Annotated in this window: 16 protein-coding genes; 7 read left to right on the top strand and 9 right to left on the bottom strand. The window is 74.6% G+C overall.

The window, feature by feature from the left end; genetic code table 11:
* Window positions 1-25: 25 nt before the first annotated feature.
* From priA to AB0C21_RS15250, 3 genes are read left to right on the top strand one after another with little or no spacing between them, the layout of a single operon-like run.
* Window positions 26-745 (top strand): bifunctional 1-(5-phosphoribosyl)-5-((5-phosphoribosylamino)methylideneamino)imidazole-4-carboxamide isomerase/phosphoribosylanthranilate isomerase PriA, encoded by a 720-nt coding sequence (gene priA / locus AB0C21_RS15260; protein ID WP_500204756.1) that lies wholly within the window; start codon window positions 26-28, stop codon window positions 743-745.
* Window positions 742-1,503, top strand: a complete 762-nt coding sequence (gene hisF, locus AB0C21_RS15255; RefSeq protein WP_149257262.1) for an imidazole glycerol phosphate synthase subunit HisF — start codon at window positions 742-744, stop codon at window positions 1,501-1,503. Before priA ends, hisF begins: the two co-directional genes overlap by 4 nt.
* A 33-nt stretch (window positions 1,504-1,536) precedes the next feature.
* Window positions 1,537-2,385 carry an ATP-grasp domain-containing protein gene (locus tag AB0C21_RS15250; protein ID WP_500204753.1) on the top strand — a complete coding sequence of 283 codons (849 nt, stop codon included), beginning with the start codon at window positions 1,537-1,539 and terminating at the stop codon, window positions 2,383-2,385.
* 16 nt (window positions 2,386-2,401) lie between these two features.
* Here AB0C21_RS15250 and AB0C21_RS15245 read toward each other — a convergent pair whose 3' ends face one another.
* The 3 genes from AB0C21_RS15245 to AB0C21_RS15235 all read right to left on the bottom strand — a co-directional run bounded on the left by AB0C21_RS15245 (window position 2,402) and on the right by AB0C21_RS15235 (window position 6,375).
* Complete coding sequence (locus AB0C21_RS15245; protein WP_500204751.1) at window positions 2,402-4,159, bottom strand: CocE/NonD family hydrolase; 1,758 nt, start codon at window positions 4,157-4,159, stop codon at window positions 2,402-2,404.
* A gap of 129 nt (window positions 4,160-4,288) precedes the next feature.
* Window positions 4,289-5,242, bottom strand: coding sequence for an acyl-CoA dehydrogenase family protein (locus AB0C21_RS15240; protein WP_500204750.1), 954 nt, complete (start codon window positions 5,240-5,242; stop codon window positions 4,289-4,291).
* Window positions 5,242-6,375: an acyl-CoA dehydrogenase family protein gene (locus tag AB0C21_RS15235; protein WP_500204749.1), complete on the bottom strand. Its 1,134-nt coding sequence runs from the start codon at window positions 6,373-6,375 to the stop codon at window positions 5,242-5,244. The genes AB0C21_RS15240 and AB0C21_RS15235 overlap by 1 nt, the downstream gene beginning before the upstream one ends.
* Window positions 6,376-6,533: 158 nt before the next feature.
* Here AB0C21_RS15235 and AB0C21_RS15230 point away from each other — a divergent pair, with 158 nt between their 5' ends.
* Entirely contained in the window at window positions 6,534-7,184 is a 651-nt protein-coding gene (locus tag AB0C21_RS15230; RefSeq protein WP_500204748.1) for a hypothetical protein, read from the top strand.
* 13 nt (window positions 7,185-7,197) lie between these two features.
* On the opposite strand, the gene AB0C21_RS15225 is transcribed toward AB0C21_RS15230, so the two are convergent.
* Window positions 7,198-8,373: a winged helix DNA-binding domain-containing protein gene (locus AB0C21_RS15225; protein WP_500204746.1), complete on the bottom strand. Its 1,176-nt coding sequence runs from the start codon at window positions 8,371-8,373 to the stop codon at window positions 7,198-7,200.
* A 19-nt stretch (window positions 8,374-8,392) separates the two neighbouring features.
* Complete coding sequence (locus AB0C21_RS15220; protein ID WP_500204745.1) at window positions 8,393-8,737, bottom strand: hypothetical protein; 345 nt, start codon at window positions 8,735-8,737, stop codon at window positions 8,393-8,395.
* Window positions 8,738-8,863: 126 nt separating this feature from the next.
* Between AB0C21_RS15220 and AB0C21_RS15215 the strand changes: the two genes are divergently transcribed.
* Complete coding sequence (locus AB0C21_RS15215) at window positions 8,864-9,532, top strand: phosphorylase family protein (protein ID WP_500204743.1); 669 nt, start codon at window positions 8,864-8,866, stop codon at window positions 9,530-9,532.
* Window positions 9,533-9,539: 7 nt separating this feature from the next.
* On the opposite strand, the gene AB0C21_RS15210 is transcribed toward AB0C21_RS15215, so the two are convergent.
* From AB0C21_RS15210 to AB0C21_RS15195, 4 genes are all read right to left on the bottom strand, one after another.
* Window positions 9,540-9,989, bottom strand: coding sequence for a hypothetical protein (locus AB0C21_RS15210; RefSeq protein WP_500204740.1), 450 nt, complete (start codon window positions 9,987-9,989; stop codon window positions 9,540-9,542).
* Between the two features lie 126 nt (window positions 9,990-10,115).
* Entirely contained in the window at window positions 10,116-11,372 is a 1,257-nt protein-coding gene (locus AB0C21_RS15205; RefSeq protein WP_500204737.1) for a hypothetical protein, read from the bottom strand.
* Between the two features lie 81 nt (window positions 11,373-11,453).
* Complete coding sequence (locus AB0C21_RS15200) at window positions 11,454-13,268, bottom strand: ABC transporter ATP-binding protein (protein WP_500204735.1); 1,815 nt, start codon at window positions 13,266-13,268, stop codon at window positions 11,454-11,456.
* On the bottom strand, window positions 13,265-15,070 hold the full coding sequence (locus AB0C21_RS15195) for an ABC transporter ATP-binding protein (protein WP_500204956.1): 1,806 nt from the start codon (window positions 15,068-15,070) through the stop codon (window positions 13,265-13,267). The genes AB0C21_RS15200 and AB0C21_RS15195 overlap by 4 nt, the downstream gene beginning before the upstream one ends.
* A 186-nt stretch (window positions 15,071-15,256) precedes the next feature.
* Between AB0C21_RS15195 and AB0C21_RS15190 the strand changes: the two genes are divergently transcribed.
* Together AB0C21_RS15190 and AB0C21_RS15185 are read left to right on the top strand one after the other, a co-directional pair.
* Entirely contained in the window at window positions 15,257-15,955 is a 699-nt protein-coding gene (locus AB0C21_RS15190; protein ID WP_500204733.1) for a TIGR03085 family metal-binding protein, read from the top strand.
* Between the two features lie 247 nt (window positions 15,956-16,202).
* Window positions 16,203-16,409, top strand: coding sequence for a cold-shock protein (locus tag AB0C21_RS15185; protein ID WP_018657218.1), 207 nt, complete (start codon window positions 16,203-16,205; stop codon window positions 16,407-16,409).
* Window positions 16,410-16,830 lie beyond the last annotated feature (421 nt).

Genomic DNA, 16,830 nt, shown 5'->3' with positions numbered 1-16,830 from the left:
CCATCTGCCTCGATAGGTTTTCCGCATGACTCTGACGCTCCTTCCCGCCGTCGACGTCGCCGACGGCCGGGCCGTCCGGCTGGTGCAGGGCGAGGCCGGCACCGAGACCTCCTACGGCGCGCCGCTGGAGGCGGCGCTCGCCTGGCAGGAGGCGGGCGCGGAGTGGATCCATCTGGTCGACCTCGACGCGGCGTTCGGGCGCGGCTCCAACCGGGAGCTGCTCGCCGAGATGACCGGGAAGCTGGACGTGAAGGTCGAGCTGTCCGGCGGCATCCGCGACGACGCGTCGCTGGAGGCGGCCCTGGCCACCGGGTGCGCCCGCGTGAACATCGGCACCGCCGCCCTGGAGGACCCCGGCTGGTGCCGCAAGATCATCGCCTCCCACGGCGAGCGGATCGCGGTGGGTCTGGACGTGCGGGGCACCACGCTGGCCGCGCGCGGCTGGACCCGCGAGGGCGGCGACCTGTGGGAGGTCCTCGCGCGCCTGGAGGACGACGGCTGCCCCCGGTACGTGGTCACCGACGTCACCAAGGACGGGACGCTGCGCGGCCCCAACACCGAGCTGCTGCGCGAGGTCTGCTCGCGCACCGACAAGCCCGTGGTCGCCTCCGGCGGCGTCTCGTCGCTGGACGACCTGCGCGCGCTGGCCGGGCTCGTCCCCCTCGGCGTGGAGGGCGCGATCGTCGGCAAGGCGCTCTACGCGGGCGCGTTCACGCTGGAAGAGGCCCTGGAGGCCGTGAAGTGACCGTCGCCGTGCGGGTGATCCCGTGCCTGGACGTCGACGCCGGGCGCGTGGTCAAGGGCGTCAACTTCCAGAACCTGCGCGACGCGGGCGACCCCGTCGAGCTGGCCCGCCGCTACGACGCCGAGGGCGCCGACGAGCTGACGTTCCTCGACATCACCGCGTCCAGCGCCGACCGCTCCACCACCTACGACGTGGTGCGGCGCACCGCCGAGCAGGTGTTCATCCCGCTGACGGTCGGGGGCGGCGTCCGCACCGTCGAGGACGTCGACCGGCTGCTGCGCGCGGGCGCCGACAAGGTCTCGATCAACACCGCGGCCATCGCGCGGCCGGAGTTCCTCCGGGAGGCCGCGCACCGGTTCGGCTCGCAGTGCGTCGTGCTGTCGGTGGACGCCCGGCGCGCCGCGGGGACCCCCTCCGGCTTCGAGGTCACCACGCACGGCGGCCGCAAGGGGACCGGCATCGACGCGATCGAGTGGGCCCGCCGCGGCGAGGAGCTCGGCGTCGGCGAGATCCTGCTGAACTCGATGGACGCCGACGGCACCAAGACCGGGTTCGACCTGGAGATGCTGCGCCGCGTCCGGGCGGCCGTCACCGTCCCGGTGATCGCCAGCGGCGGCGCGGGCGCGGTCGAGCATTTCGCCCCCGCCGTGGAGGCGGGCGCGGACGCCGTCCTCGCCGCCAGCGTCTTCCACTTCGGGGACCTGAAGATCTCCGAGGTCAAGGCCGCGCTGCGCGAGGCCGGCAACCAGGTTCGCTGAAGTAGAAACCCCCCGCAGGACGGAAACACCCGCATGACCATCGCTCTCGCGACCTGCTCCCTGCTGCCCGACGGAAGCGACGACGTCCAGGACCTGATCCCGGCCCTGGCCGCGGAAGGCGCGGACGCCGAGCCCGTCGTCTGGGACGCCGATGTCGACTGGTCCAGGTACGACCTGGTCGTCATCCGCTCCACCTGGGACTACACCGAAAGGCGGGACGCGTTCGCGGCGTGGGCGGAGAGCCTGCCGCGCGTCCTCAACTCCGCCGCGATCGTGCGGTGGAACACCGACAAGCGCTACCTGCGCGACATCGCCGCCGCGGGCGTCCCCGTCGTCCCGACCCTGTGGGACCCGGACGACATCCCGTCCGATTGGCCGGAGTACGTGATCAAGCCGGCCGTCTCGATCGGGGCGGGCGACACCGCCCGCTGGGGGGCGGGCGAGGAGGACGCCGCCCGCGCCCACCTGCGGTCGCTCCGCGAGGCGGGCCGGACGGCGATGGTCCAGCCGTACCTGTCCGCGGTCGACACGGTCGGCGAGACGGCGCTGGTCTTCTGCGACGGCGAGTACAGCCACGCCGGCCGCAAGGCGCAGATCCTCACCGCCGGAGCGGGCGTCCAGGGCTGGGTGCGGGACGACCCGACGCGCGGGCAGGTGACCCCGTCCACGGCGACCGGGGCCGAGCTGGAGGTGGCGGCCCGCGCGCTGGCCGCCGTCCCGGGCGGCGAGCACCTCCTCTACGCCCGCGTTGACCTGATCCCAGGCCCGGACGGCACCCCCATGCTCATCGAGCTCGAACTGACCGAACCCGCCCTCTACCTCCGCGACGCGCCCGGCAGCGCGGAGAGGTTCGCCAAGGCGATCGCCTCCCGGCTGAGCTGAGCCCCCGGCGGCGGCGCTAGGTGGCTTCCTCCTCGGGAGCGGGAGCCGCGGCCTCCGGGGAGCGCTCCACGACGGGGAGGATGATCGCCGACGGGTGGTCGGGGTCGTGGAAGACCTCCTGCCGGGCGGTGACCATCCTCGTCGCGGCGGTGGCGATGGGCTCCCCGGTGCCGGGGTTGACGGCGACCTTGGGGTGGGCGCCGCTGGTGACGTGGACGCGCACGCGGTGGCCGCGCTGGAACCGGTGGCCCGTCGGCCACAGGTCGACGACGAGGCGGAGCACCCCCTCGGTGCCGGCGGGCACGGCGGTGGCGGCGGGCAGGCGCAGGCCGCCCTCGCAGACGTTGCGGGACGTCCCGTCCGGGGAGACGTCGCAGAGCCGGACGACGAAGTCGGTGTGCTCGCGGTCGGAGCGGACGAACAGGTCCGCGCCGACCGGCCCGATGACGTCCAGGTCGTCGGCGAGCGGCGGCGAGGTGAACACCAGGACGTCCGGGCGCCGCTCCAGCGGCCGGTTGTCGACGGGGCGGGAGCTGCCGAGCAGGGTGGGGCCGCCGAGCGCGGGCGTCGGGCGGGCCGGGTCGAAGCGGTAGGCGCTGGGCCGGGCGCCGCGCGGGCCGTCCTCGCCGAGGCCGCCGCCGGCGTGCAGGTGCCAGCGCGTCTGCCGCATGCCCGGCGGGGGCCAGTCGCGGTAGTGCCGCCATTCGCGGGCGCCGGTGACGTAGACGCGGACCGGGTCGCGCCGCAGCCCGGACGGGTCGCCCTGGAGGTGGGCGCGGAACCAGGCGAGCGACTCGCGGATCGCGGGCAGGCCGTGGCGCGCGTCGGTGTGCCACCAGGGCCCGATCGTGAGGTACGGGGCGCGCCCGGCGGCGCGCAGCGACAGATAGTCCTTGATCATCCAGGGCAGGAACACGTCGTACCAGCCGCCGAGGAGGGTGGCGGGCGCGGCGACCTCCCCGACGGTGCCGCTGAAGTCGCGGGTGTCCCAGTAGCCGTTCGCGGCCCCGTGGCCCTCCAGCAGGTCCTGGTAGAAGCGCATGGGCTCGCCCCCGGCCACCACGTCCAGCTCGGCGAGGGGCCGGCCGGAGCGGGCGGCGCGCTGGACGCGGCGCCGCGACGTCAGCGGCGCGGTCAGCATGCCGAGCGGGCGCTGCTGCCGGTGGGTGAGATCGGTCCAGGTGAGCGTGGACTCCAGGGCGAACGACCCGCCCACGTAGGCGGCGTCCCGGAACGTGGAAGCGGTGATCTGCAGGGACATCGCCTTCAGCTCGGGCCCGGCCTCGGCCGCGATCGCCCACGCCGCGTAGCCGAGGTAGCTCGGCCCGAACGTGGCGAACGAGCCGTGGAACCAGGGCTGCCGCTTCAGCCATTCGACGGTGGCGAGCCCGTCGGCGCGCTCGCTGCCGAGGGGGTCGAACTCGCCGCCGGACCCGGAGGTCCCGCGCGCGCTCTGCACGACCAGCTGGAAACCGAACGGGACGAACAGCAGGCCGTTGGCGAGGGCGGCGGGCCCGCGCCGCCCGTAGGGGGTCCGGACGAGGATGGTGGGCGGCTTCCGGACCCCGATGGGCACGTACCGGTCGGCGAGGAGCGTGACCCCGTCCGGCATGGCCACCGGCAGGTCGCGCTGGACGGTGTAGGGGGCCAGCCCTACCGGCCAGGAGAGCCCGCCGGGCCACGGCAGCCCGCCCGGCCAGGGGAGCCCTCTGGGCCATGACAGCCCCCGGGGCAGCCTGATCGGCGGGACGGGCAGTCGGTCCCAAGGCGCCATGGCTCTCTCCGAACGCTGCTCTCTCCGAACGCTGCTGTCTCCGAACGCCGCTCGCTCCGAACGCGCTGTCTCCGAACGCTCTTGTCTACTCCTTAGTAAGGTAGCCGACACGGGCCGCTGCCTGCAGGTTCAGGTCCCGGTGACGAGGTCCCACGGGTCGGGTGCGGCGGCGAGCGCGGCGCCGAGTTCGTCGGCCCAGGCGGCCTCGTTCCCGTACTCCTCCCGCCATGACCACAGCCGCAGGGTGACCCGGCGCAGGGGGTGCTCCTCGGTGGCGCCGAGCGCCCCGTGCACCTGGTGGGCGATCTCCGCCGCCCTGCCCGCGGCCCGCGACGCGTTCGCCTTGGCGGCCGCCACCGCGACCGGATCGCCGTGGGCGGCGACGGCCGCGCGCACCGCGACGTCCGCCACGGTCGCCTCCCCGGCGAGCTCCGCCAGCATCTGCTGGACGGCCTGGAACCGCCCGATCGGCCGCCCGAACTGCTCCCGCTCGCCCGCGTACCGGACGGACAGGTCCAGCGCCCGGGCCATCGCCCCCGTCAGCTGGACGGCCCGCGCCAGCGCGCCGCGCCGCCGCAGCTCGGCCGCGTCCACCGCGCACGGCGCCGCGTCCTGCGCCGGGGCGGCGGAGAGGACGACATCGTCGCGCGGTTCACCCGCCACGTTCGCGCCCTCGGTGATCTCCGCGTGCGCGGGATCGACGACGGCGACGAGGCCGCCGCCGAGGACGACCAGGGACCGCGCCGAGCGTGCCCAGGGGACCCGGCGGAACGTCCCGCTCAGGGTGAGGCCGTCGCCGGCCTCGACCGCCTCCACCTCGCCGGACACGGCGGTCATGACGCCGGGGGCCGCCCGCAGCCCGGCGTCGGCGAGGAGCCGCCCGGCCAGCCGGGTCTCGGCCAGCGGCACGCTCGCCGCGTGGTATCCGGACGCGCGCAGGACGGCGGCGGCGTCGGCGAGGTCCCCGCCGCTGCCGCCCGCCTCCTCCGGCACTCCCGCCAGTGTCAGGCCCGACTCCTCCAGCGCCCGCCACGGGTCGCCGCCGGCGAGGATCTCGTCCGCGGTGTCTTCCAGAAGCCCCATCAGCGCACTCCCAGGCCGCGGGCGACGATGCCGCGCAGGATCTCGTTGGTGCCGCCCCGCAGCGTGAACCCGGGCGCCTGGACGACCGACTCCGCCAGCGCGCGGGCCAGCGGGTCGGGGGAGCCGGGGTCGGGCTCCACGCCCGCGTGCTCGCGCGCCACCGCGATGACCTCGCGCTCGAACCGCGTCCCGAGGTCCTTGACCAGGGCCGCGGCCAGCTCGGGGGTCTCGCCCCGGGCGAGCGCGCCCGCGACCGCCAGCGACGCCTGCCGCAGCGCCCACAGCCGCGCGGTCAGCCCGCCGAGCGCCCGCCGCGCCCCGGTGCTCCCGGCGCTGCCGTGCAGGAGCCGGATGAGCATGAAGGTGCTCAGCAGCCGTTCGGGGCCGCTGCGCTCGTAGGCCAGCTCGGCGGTGACCTGCCGCCACCCGTCCCCGGGACGGCCGAGGACGAGCGCGTCCGGCACGAACGCGCCGTCGAGCACGACCTCGTTGAAGTGGTGCTCGCCGGACAGCCCCCGGATCGGCCTGATCGCCACGCGCTCGTCGGGCAGCGGCACGATGAACTGGGTGAGGCCCGCGTGCCGGTCCTGGGAGCGGGGGGCGCTCCGGGCCAGCACGAGGATCGCGTGCGCGAGGTGGGCGCCGCTCGTCCACACCTTGGTGCCGTGCAGCCGCCACCCGTCCCCGTCGCGCTCGGCGCGGGTCCGGACCGACGCGAGGTCGGATCCGGAGTCGGGCTCGCTCATTCCGATCGCGAAGAAGCACTCGCCGCGCGCGATGGCCGGCAGGAACCGCCTCTTCTGCTCCTCGGTGCCGTGGGCGAGGATGGACGGGCCGGTCTGCCGGTCGGCGATCCAGTGCGCCCCCACCGGCGCCCCGGCGGCCAGCAGCTCCTCGATCACCACGAACCGCTCCAGCGGCGAGCGCCCGTGCCCGCCGTAGCGCTCAGGGAGCGTCATGCCCAGCCAGCCGCGCTCGCCCAGCAGGCGGCTGAAGGCGGGGTCGGCGCCGGTGAGCCAGCTGTCGCAGCGGGCCGTGAAGGGCGTCTCGGCCAGGAACTCCCGGACCCGGGCCCGCAGCCCGGCGGTCTCGGGCGGGAGCGTCCCGGGGGTCAGGCCGGGCAGTGCCGCCACATGCACCTCCTTCGTCCAGGGGGACGTTACAGACGTGCCCCATCGCCTCGGTCAGCGGCCCCTTACAGGCCGCCGCCTGGCGGGGCGGACGGTTCTCTGGGATCGTTTCCCGGGGATCGTCACCCTTCCGCACACGCGCTCCGCACGGGGGAGAAGACATGTGGCCCGGGTCCAACCCGCCGATGGGACCGCCGCCCGCGGGGCCGCCGCCCGCGGGGCCGGGGCAGCCCCCGCACGGCCTGCCGGAGCCGGGATGGGCACCGCGGAGGCAGCGCATCAGCCCCGGCGCCGGCTGGTACGCGCTGCCGATCGCCCTGGTCCTGGTCGCGGTGATCGGCTTCTTGGTGACGGCCTGGCTCCTGTGGGACGACTCGGAGGTCGCGAGCGGCCCGGTGGCCGTGGGGGACGCGGAGTCCGGGGTGATCGTCCGGCTCACGGAGGGCTACGACTACTTCGTCTACGTCCGCGAGGGCGGCGCGGCCCCGTACGCGTGCCGGGTCGAGGCGGGGGAGCGGTCCGGACCCGTCCGGCTCACGAGGAAGAACTCCTGGACCGCGTCCGCCCGCGCCCCCTACCGCTACACCGCCACGTTCACGGCGCCGGTGTCGGGGGACGCCCGGCTGACCTGCCGGGGCGCCGACGGGCCGGTCCTCGTGGCACCGGACGACAGCGCCAACGGGTATCTCGGCTTCGCCCTGCTGGCCGCGCTCGGCCTCGGCGCCCTGGCCGCCGTCGCGTTCATCGTCACGATCCTCAGGCGCAGCGGCGCCAAGCGCAGGGCCGCGACGGCCGCGGGCCCCTACTTCTGACCGGCCCGGCGCGTCAGGCCGTGAGCTCTCGCTCCAGCGGGGTGCGGAACCGGGGGGTCGCGCGGACGTCGCCGTACCACTCCGCCATGCGCGCCGCCTCCCGCTCGACGGCGGCCTTGGCGTCGGCGCCGACGTCCTCCAGGAGCCGGACGGCGATCTCGCCGTCCTTGCGCTGCGCCCAGCCGCCGACGATGCGCCCGTCCCACCAGACCGACGGCCCGACGTTGCCGTTGCGGTCGAACAGCAGCGGCCCGTGGCCGCCGAGGAACCAGCCGCGCTCCTGCCACCCCATCGGGGTCGGGTCGAGCGCGGGCAGCAGCGCCGCCCACGGCTCCGGCGCGGGCGCGGGCTCCAGGTCGTCGGACAGGACGAGACCGGTGCCTCCGCCGAGGTCGACCTCGGTGACGTCCAGGAGCGCGAGGGCCTTCTTGACGTCGCCGGCGCTCCAGCCCGTCCACCACTTCAGGTCGGAGGCGGGGGCGGGGCCGAACGCGCGCAGCCAGCGCCGGACGAGGTCGGCGCGGGCCTCGGCGGCGGGGAGCTCCTCGACGCCGCCGGGAAGCCACGTCTCGACGGGAGACCACATGTACTGGCTGCTCGTCCACGACCCGTTCGGCCGCCCCCGCACGATGCGGCCCTCGCAGCCGAGCGTGACCAGGACCCAGGTCGTGATGCTCGTCGGCCGCGAGTAGGACTTGCCGGGCGCCGGGTCGACCTGCGTCCGCAGCAGGGGCACTTCGGCGCTGAGCTGCGCGCCCGTCGCCGCCCCGCGCGCCAGCAGCGCCCGGTGGGCGGCCTCCTCGGCCTCGGCGAACAGGGCCCGCGCGTCGGCGATGTCGCTGCCGCGCTCGATCAGCCGGCCGTAGGTGGCGCGCTGCTTGGCCGCCAGCGCGTTCGCCGTGGACGACTGCAGGACCGGGACCAGCTCCGTCGGGGCGACGAACATCGTCCGGCGCATCGCGAGCATCCGCAGCAGCGCGCGGTCGTCGTACAGGGCCTTCTCCACCGCCGCGGGGACCGCGTGGAGGCTGCGGGCCGCGACCGACAGGAAGACGGTGGCCGGGTCCGTGGCGTGCAGGACCACCATCGACCGGGCGATCTCGAGGACGTCGTCGGTCCTCGCCGGTGGGCAGAGCCGGTGGCGGAGCGCGAGCCGGGCCCGGCGCTCCGCCACGTTCATCGAACGCATGAGCGAATCATAGACCCGGTCAGCCGTTGTTGGAGATCCTCACGACGACCCGGTCCTTGGTGACGGACTGCACCGAGACGCCGACCCCCTCGACCTGCTGCTGCCCGTCCCCGACCGGCACCGTCACGTTCCGGCCGCCGATCCTGAGGGTGACCGTCTCGCCCTGGACGCTCACCAGCTCGGCCTTCATCCCGAGGACGGACGCGCTCGCCTCGACGCCGCGGTCGAAGGTCACCGTGCACGAGTTGAGGTCGCAGGAGGTCTTGCTGTTCTCGCCGCCGCACGCGGCCGCGGCTGCGAGGGGCAGCAGGACGAAGGGAAGTACGGCCAGCTTCCGCCGAAGGGGAAAGGAGGTCGAGGTCATGCCGGGGAGTCTAGGCGGGCGGTGCTGCCGCCCGCGCCCTCCCCGAGGCGGATCCGCGCGGTGCGAATGTCGCCCCTCGCGGTGATGGCGCTGGATCTCCGGATGACCTCGTGTTTCGCTGGACGGGTGGACTTCACTGGAGGGACGGCCGGGGACGACTGCGAGGACGCCGAGGACGCGCCGATGCTCGGCCCGGTGGTGTGCGCCGCGCTCGGCATGGAGGCGCGCGCGTTACGGCGCGGCCTGACCCGCACGCCCGTCGTGGTCGTCGGCTACCGGGCGCGGCGCGCCGACCGGCTTCCGGTCGCCTGCGCCGCCCTCGTCGTCGCCGGGTTCGGCGGCGCGCTCGACGAGCGGCTGCGGCCCGGCGACGTCCTCGTCGCGGACGAGATCCGCGGCCCCGGCGCGGGCGGGAAGGCGGTGCCGTGCGCCGCGCCGCGCCTGCTCGCCGAGGAGCTGATCCGGGACGGGCTGAGCGCGCAGGTCGGCCCCCTGGCCACCACCGACCACGTCGTCCGCGGCGCGGAGCGCGCGCTGCTCGCGGCGCAGGGGGCCCGGCTGGCGGACATGGAGTCGGCGCTCGTCGCCGAGCGCGCGGGGACGCTGCCCGTCGCCGCCGTCCGCGTCGTCGTCGACGGCCCGGGCCACCCCCTGTGGCACCCGGGCATCGTCCGGCGCGGGCTGGCGGGACGGCGCGTCCTGGCCCGTGTCGGCCCCGCCCTGGAGCGCTGGAGCGTCCTGCTCGTGCGGGGCGAGGAGGGCACGAGCGAGGGAAGCGCGGCCGGCCGGGCCTGAGCGCGGCTCAGCCGTGCCCCGAACCGTGGTCCGGCCCGTGGTTGTCCCCCTGGACGATCTTGCCGCCGAGGTCCTTGCGCAGCGTCTCCAGCGTCTGCTCCTGGCTGACGACCACCCAGCGCGCCCCGACCAGGTACGTCCCGCCCCAGGGCTTGGCCTCCTCCAGCCAGGCGTTCATGCCGCTGTCGGTGGTGAAGCTCAGCAGGACGTAGCGCCCGGTCGCGTTCTTGCAGTTCCCCTGCTCCAGATCCTTGACCTTGCGCTTCCCGGTCAGGGAGCAGTCCGTCTGCTGCGCCAGCTCCGCCAGGCTCGCCGGCTTCGCGGCCTTGCCGCCGCCCGCCGCGTCCGACTTCGCGGAGCAGCCGGCCGCCAGCGGCAGCGTCAGCGCGGCGGCGCACAGCGGCAGCGTCTTCATGAGGCCGAGCCTCGTCAGGCCGAGATGGTGTCGGGAACCCATCGCTGTTCCTCTCCGGGGTGAGACACGCGATTCGAGGAACCAATACGCGCCCCACCCCGAAAGGGTTCATCCAGCCTCAGCCTCCGGAGGACCCGGGTCGCCGCCGGGCTCGGGTCGCCGGTCGGTTCAGGTCATCATGCGGGCGCCGGCGGCGGCGCGGACGGCGGGGTCCTCGGCGTCGTCGTGGTGGAGCCGCCGCAGCCGCAGCGACGTCTCGCGGGTGAGCGGCGCGGTCCGGGCGGCCTCGGCCCGCACGCCCTCCTCGCAGTCCCACAGCCCTTCGACGGTGTAGGACTCGGCGGTGTGCGGGGCGGTTCTCGTCAACGCGGTCAGGATGCGGGGTCTCAGATAGGCGTAGGTCGACTCGGTCCAAGCGGTCTTCAACAGCGGGACGGCCTCGCCCGCGCGCAGGCGCCCCAGCCCCTCGATCGGGCTCGCGGCGTCGGCCCAGTCACGCCGGGCGACGGCGCCGTTCAACTCGTCCATCAGCAGGGGGATGTCCTGGCGGGTGCCGTACCGGGCGAGGATGCGGAGCCCCATGTCGGCGCAGCCGCCCCGCTCCGCGGCCCACATCCGCGCCCGCGGCAGCGTCTCCGGCCCGTACTCCCGCAGCGCCCGGCACACCGCGCCGCCGAACCTGCTCGGCCGCTGGGGCAGCAGCTCCTCCGCGAGGTCCAGCAGCGCGAGCGTCCGGCGGCGGCCCAGCTCGAATATCGCCGCGATGGCGCCCTCGCCGCGGCGCCGCGCGAGGTCGAGCAGCTCGGCCTCGCTCTGCCCCTCCCGGCCGGAGGCGGGGACCATCGCGCGGCGCGCCGCCCGCCCCGCCTCCCGGTGCCGCGCCAGCGCCTCGGCCACCCGCGGCTGCCGCGCCGCCCACGCCTCGATCACCGGGTTGTACCGGCCCGGGATCAGCAGCGCCAGGTCGGCGTCGTCGCACCGCGCCGCGACCAGGGAGTCCAGGCCGGCCGCGAGCGACGGGTCCTCGAGATCGATGAGCTCGGCGACCGCGTCGAACCACTGCGCGCCCTCCTCGGCGTACCGGCGCAGCGGCGCGGCCGCCTCCCGCCGGCTCAGCCGCACCAGGTCGGCGAGCACGCCCAGCGCCAGGTCCACCCGCCACTCGTCGGGGTCGGTATGGTCCGACGGATCGAACAGATGCTCCGCGACCGGCCCCGCGGGCAGCTCCAGATCCACCATCAACCGGGCGTAGTACAGCCGCCGCGACTCGCACTGCCGATCCCAGCGCGGATCACGCCGGACGCAGGCGTAGACGTACTCGCCCGCGCCGCGCGTGTCCGCCGCGCGGCGCGCGGCCCTTCCGAGTCCACGCTGCAGTTGACCGTGCAGCGTGCCCGCCGATTCCAACACGACCTCGTTGCTCACCCCAGCAGAATGCGCACCGAACCAGATATCGGGCAAGTGCTTTAGCCCGCGTTTACCCAGGAAGACGCCCTGTGGAACCCGTCACAGGCTCCGCTGGGCGATCCAGGACGCGTGCAGATCGGCGTAGACGCCGGGCTCGGCGACGAGTTCGGCGTGCGGGCCGCGCTGGACGATCCGCCCCGCCTCGAACACGATCACCTCGTCCGCCGCCTCGGCCGTGGACAGCCGGTGCGCGATCGAGATCGCCGTGCGGCCCCGCGTCACGCCGTCCAGCGCCCGCTGGAGCCGGACCTCGGTCGCCGGATCCACCGCGGAGGTCGCCTCGTCCAGGACGAGCAGGTCCGGGTCGGCGATGTAGGCGCGGGCCAGCGCGACGAGCTGCCGCTCACCCGCCGACAGCGACTCGCCGCGCTGCCCCACGGGCGTGGCGAGGCCCTGCGGGAGGCCGTCCAGCCAGTCGGCCAGGCCCAGCTCCGTCAGCGCGAGGACGAGGTCGTCGTCGGACGCGTCCGGTCGCCCGTACCGGATGTTGTCGGCGAGCGAGGCGTCGAACAGGAACCCGTCCTGCGGCACCATGACGATCCGCTCGCGCAGCGACGAGAACCGGACGCGGTCGAGAGGCACGCCGTCCACCAAGACGTGGCCGGACACCGGGTCCATGAGCCGGGTGAGGAGCTTGGCGAACGTCGTCTTGCCCGACCCGGTCTGCCCGACGATCGCGACGCGGCTGCGCGGCGCGATCTCGACGTTCACGTCGTGCAGGACGGGCGGCCCGCCCGGGTAGGCGAACCCCACCGACTCGAACCGCACCTCGATGGGGCCGCGCGGCAGCGTCTCGCCCGCCTCGCCGGGGTCGGCCACGTCCGGGACGGTGTCCAGGACGCCGAGCACCCGCCGCCAGCCCGCGATCGCGTTCTGCGCCTCGTTCAGGACCTCGGTGGCGGTCTGCATCGGGCTGACGAACAGCGTGACCAGGAACAGGAACGCGACGAGCCGCCCCGCCGACACCTCCCCGGCGACGCCGAGCAGCGTCCCGGCGATGACGACGGCGGCGGTGGCGAAGGCCGCCACCAGCTCGCTGACAGGGAACGTGAGCGCGACCATGGCCTGGGCCCGGGTCTGCGCCGACCGGTAGGCCTCCACGGTCTCGTCCACCCGCCGGCCCGTGCGCTCCTCCGAGGCGTAGGCGCGGATCACCGGGGCGCCCACGACCGACTCGCTGACCGCCGCCAGCAGGTCGCCCATCCGCTCCCGCACCCGCATGTACGCCCTCGACAGGATCCGCTGGAAGCGGCGCAGCGCGAACGCCAGCGGGAAGAACGCCGCCCACACCAGCAGCGCGAGCGGCCACGAGTAGACGACCATCAGCACGCTCGCGACGACCAGCTGCCCGATCGACACGATGAACATCAGCCCGCCCGACTGCATGAACTGGCTGATCTGGTCGACGTCGCCGGTCACCCGCGACACCAGCGCGCCCCGCCGCTCCCCGCTCTGGGTGAGCATCGACAGGTCGTGGACGTGCCGGAACGCCCGGATCCGCAGCGACGCCAGGCCGCCCTCGGACGTCCTGTACAGGCGCACGTTCATCAGGTACGCGCACACGGCCGTCACCAGCACGGCCGCCGCGCACAGCAGCACCGCCGTCCGGATGAAGGCGATGTCGGGCCCGTCCGGGCGCCCGAGCCCCTTGTCGATCGTCTGCTGGACGGCGACGGGCACCACCACGCGCCCGGCCGTCGACACCAGCGCGAGCGCCAGGGTCCCGGCGAGGCCGGCCCGGAACTCCGGGCTCAGCCGCAGCCCGCGCCGCAGCGTGCTGATCGCGCCCTCCGCGGCGGTGTCGCTCAGTCCGGGGGCGCTGCTCGGCTTCGAAGCCGTGTCGATCACCGTCATGCCAGGGCCTCCTCGCCGCCCTCGACCGCTTCCTGCTCCGCCTCGGCCCGCTCGTAGGCGTTGACGAGGTTGCGGTAGCCCTCGGAGCTCTCCAGCAGTTCGGTGTGGGAGCCGCGCGCGATGACGCGGCCGTGCTCCATGTAGACGACCTCGTCGGCGAGCGAGATCGTGGCCTTGCGGTAGGCGACCACCACGACGGTCGCGCCGCCGGACTCGCCGGTCTGGGCCTCCCGCAGGCTCTGCAGGATGCGCGCCTCGACCTGCGGGTCGACGCTGGACGTCGCGTCGTCCAGGACGAGCAGCCGGGGCCGCCGCACCAGCGCCCGCGCCAGCGCGAGCCGCTGGCGCTGGCCGCCCGACAGGGTCGCCCCGCGCTCGCCCACCCTCGTGTCGAGCCCGTCCGCGAGGGCCGCGACGAACCCCTCGGCCTGGGCGAGCCGCAGCGCCTCCCAGACCCGCTCGTCCGGGACGTCGAGGCCGAGCGTCACGTTGCCGCGCACGGTGTCGTCGAACAGGAACGTCTGCTGCGGGACGAGCGCCGCCGTCGCCGCCACCCCGCCGCGCCGCACGTCCCGGAGGTCGACGCCGTCCAGCAGGACGGACCCGTCGGCCGGGTCGACCAGCCGTACGAGCAGCGAGGTGAGCGTGGACTTGCCCGACCCCGTCGGCCCGACGACCGCGATCGTCCGGCCGGGCGACGCGGCGAACGACACGTCGTGCAGGACGCGGTGCCGCGAGTCCGACCCGCCGCTCGCGTCCTCGTAGGCGAACCTGACCTCCCGGACCTGGAGCTCGGTCGCCGCGCCCTCCGGCGCGTCCAGCGAGGCGTCCCCGAACGGCAGGGACCCCGTCGCGTCCAGGACGCCGCGGACGCGGTTCCACCCGACGACGCTGCGCGGCACCTCGCCCAGCACCCAGCCCAGCGCCCGGATCGGCCACGACAGCAGCGTGAACAGGTAGGCGACGTTGACCAGGTCGCCCGGCGACATCGCGCCCGACTGCAGCCGCAGCGACCCGATCAGCAGGACGGCCAGCACTCCGAGGTTCGGCAGCGCCTCCAGCACCGGGTCGAACAGCCCGCGGATGCGGCCGACCGCGATGTTGGCGTCCCGCAGCTCCCGCGCCCGCTCGGCGAACCGCTCCGTCTCCGCCGCCTCCCGGCCGAGGGTCTTGACCACCAGGCCGCCCTCGAAGCTCTCGTGCGCGACCTCGCTGACCTCCGCGCGCAGCTGCTGCGCGCGCGTCGCCACCGGGGACAGCCGCCGCTGGTACACCACGTTGATGAGCGCCACCGCCGGGAACACCAGGAACCCGACCCCGGCCACGACCAGGTCGGTGAACAGGATCGACACCGCGGCGATCAGCAGCATGAACACGACGCCGACCGCCATCGGCAGCGGCGCGATCGGCGCCCACACCGCCTCGACGTCGGCGTTGGCGTTCGACAGCAGCTGCCCGGTCGGGTGCCGGTGGTGCCACGCCAGCGGAAGCCGCAGGTACTGCCGGGTCACCGCCCGCCTGTAGGACGCCTGCAGGCGGTACTGCATGAGCCCCGCGTAGAACCGGCGCCCCGCGACGCCGAGCGCCTTCAGCAGCGCCACCGCCAGGATGAGGGCCGCCGCCCCGGACAGCGCCCCGGCGGTCGTGTGCCCCGACTCGAACGCGGGCAGTACGACGTGGCCGGTCGCCCAGCCCAGGACCTGCGCGGTCCCCACGGTCATCGCCGCGTACAGGGCGCTCGCGAGCACCGACAGCGTGAACACCCGCGGCTCCGCCTTCACCGCCACCCACAGGACGCCCATGCCCTCCCGGAGGACATGGGGACTGACGCGTCTGGACGCAGGTGGCACGGCGACTCCTCGATCACGGCGGTACCCGGGAAATGGCCCCCTCGCGACCGCGCCGGGGGGTTTGCGGGGCTGGATATTGCCTACCATCCGGCCGGCGCGCTTATTCCCGGCCGGCCCGCCACGGCCTACGATCGGTCGATGAGCACGCCCGAGGACGACCCCGCGCCGTCCGCCCCGAAGCGGGACGGTTCCGGCCCGGAGGCCCCCGGCCCGGTCCGCCGCGAACGGCTGGCGCTCGCCGCCGCGCTGGCCGAGGCGGGTCCGGACGCGCCCACCGAGTGCGCGGGCTGGGACGCCCGCGACCTGGCCGCCCATCTGGTCGTCCGCGAGGGGCGCCCCGACGCCGCGCCCGGGATCCTGCTGCCCCCGCTGTCGTTCTACACCGAGCGCGTACGGCGGCGGACGGCCCGCGCGGTGCCGTTCGAACGGCTGGTGGAACGGTTCGCGCAGGGGCCGCCGAAGTTCTCGCCCTACGCCCTTCCCGGAGTCGACAAAAACGCCAACGCCGTCGAGTTCTTTGTTCACCATGAGGACATCCGGCGCGCGCGTCCCGACTGGGAGCCCCGCGACCTCTCGCCGGAACTCGAAGAACTCCTCTGGCGAAGGATAAGAATTGCCCGCTTTGTCCTACGAAAAGTTCAGGTCGAGGTAACCTTCGTCCAACCCGACGGGCGGGCCGTCCGGGTGTCCGGCGGCGGCCGCGGAGCCGTCCGCGTACATGGCCCGGTAGGCGAACTGGTCCTGTGGGCACTGGGCCGCCGGGACGTCGCGAAGGTCCGCCTCACCGGCGCCACGGACGCTGTCAAGACCCTGACCGAGACGGGTTGGAGTCTTTAACGGGCAGGTAACGGCAGGGTTCGCCGAGAGGAGAAACGCAAGTGTTGCGGCTCCTCCGCTTTACGCGGAAGCGGTGATACGGTGGGGCTGTCGGTTGCAGTCGTGGTTCTCGATCGTGCAGACGCCCGCGAACTGATGGCAGCGGGCGTTTTGGCTTTTCCGGGACCGTACCGGGGGCGAGAGCGTTCCGCAGCGACCGCACGGGCCCGCGAGGTGTGGGCCCAGGTTTTGCCGCAAGGAGAAAGACATGCCCCAGCAGGGCACCGTGAAGTGGTTCAACGCCGAGAAGGGCTTCGGCTTCATCGCCGTGGACGGCGGCGGGCCGGACGTCTTCGTGCACTACTCGGCCATCCAGAGCTCCGGGTACCGCACCCTGGACGAGAACCAGCGCGTCCAGTTCGAGGTCACGCAGGGTAACCGTGGCCCGCAGGCCGACCAGGTCGTCCCCCTGTAACGCCCGCCAGTCGTACGCGGCAGAGCCCGCCCCCCACCGCCAGGGGGAGGCGGGCTCTGTTTAATTGCGTTTTTCTCCTTCTTCGGGCCTTGGCGGCCCTCCATCGTCGATAAACGCGGGCGATCGCTGGCATCGCTTCGTCTCGCCTTGCGGCTCGCTTCGCGATCAGGTTCTTGCTTCGCTCGAACCTGCCTTTGGACGCGATCGCCACGGATTCAGGTTGTCGCGTGGTTGCGGCGGTGGCTGGTGTCGGTGCGCCCCTCCCCGTGCCTGCCGGCCTTCGGGCCTGGCGGCCCTTGGCCTCGGGTCCGCGGTGGGGGCGTCCTTCGGGCCTGGCGGCCCTTGGCCTCGGGTCCGCGGTGGGGGCGTCCTTCGGGCCTGGCGGCCCTTGGCCTCGCGTTCGCGGTGGGGGCGTCCTTCG

The sequence above is a fragment of the Spirillospora sp. NPDC049024 genome, assembly GCF_040649235.1.
Classification (GTDB): Bacteria; Actinomycetota; Actinomycetes; order Streptosporangiales; family Streptosporangiaceae; genus Spirillospora.
This window is presented reverse-complemented; position numbering and strand designations above follow the sequence as displayed.

Bases quoted from the DNA above. Each gene is read 5' to 3' on its own strand.
- priA (WP_500204756.1), top strand. From the start codon at position 26: ATGACTCTGACGCTCCTTCCCGCCGTCGACGTCGCCGACGGCCGGGCC.
- AB0C21_RS15250 (WP_500204753.1), top strand. From the start codon at position 1,537: ATGACCATCGCTCTCGCGACCTGCTCCCTGCTGCCCGACGGAAGCGAC.
- AB0C21_RS15245 (WP_500204751.1), bottom strand. From the start codon at position 4,159: ATGGCGCCTTGGGACCGACTGCCCGTCCCGCCGATCAGGCTGCCCCGG.
- AB0C21_RS15240 (WP_500204750.1), bottom strand. From the start codon at position 5,242: ATGGGGCTTCTGGAAGACACCGCGGACGAGATCCTCGCCGGCGGCGAC.
- AB0C21_RS15230 (WP_500204748.1), top strand. From the start codon at position 6,534: ATGTGGCCCGGGTCCAACCCGCCGATGGGACCGCCGCCCGCGGGGCCG.
- AB0C21_RS15225 (WP_500204746.1), bottom strand. From the start codon at position 8,373: ATGCGTTCGATGAACGTGGCGGAGCGCCGGGCCCGGCTCGCGCTCCGC.
- AB0C21_RS15220 (WP_500204745.1), bottom strand. From the start codon at position 8,737: ATGACCTCGACCTCCTTTCCCCTTCGGCGGAAGCTGGCCGTACTTCCC.
- AB0C21_RS15210 (WP_500204740.1), bottom strand. From the start codon at position 9,989: ATGGGTTCCCGACACCATCTCGGCCTGACGAGGCTCGGCCTCATGAAG.
- AB0C21_RS15200 (WP_500204735.1), bottom strand. From the start codon at position 13,268: ATGACGGTGATCGACACGGCTTCGAAGCCGAGCAGCGCCCCCGGACTG.
- AB0C21_RS15195 (WP_500204956.1), bottom strand. From the start codon at position 15,070: ATGGGCGTCCTGTGGGTGGCGGTGAAGGCGGAGCCGCGGGTGTTCACG.
- AB0C21_RS15190 (WP_500204733.1), top strand. From the start codon at position 15,257: ATGAGCACGCCCGAGGACGACCCCGCGCCGTCCGCCCCGAAGCGGGAC.
- AB0C21_RS15185 (WP_018657218.1), top strand. From the start codon at position 16,203: ATGCCCCAGCAGGGCACCGTGAAGTGGTTCAACGCCGAGAAGGGCTTC.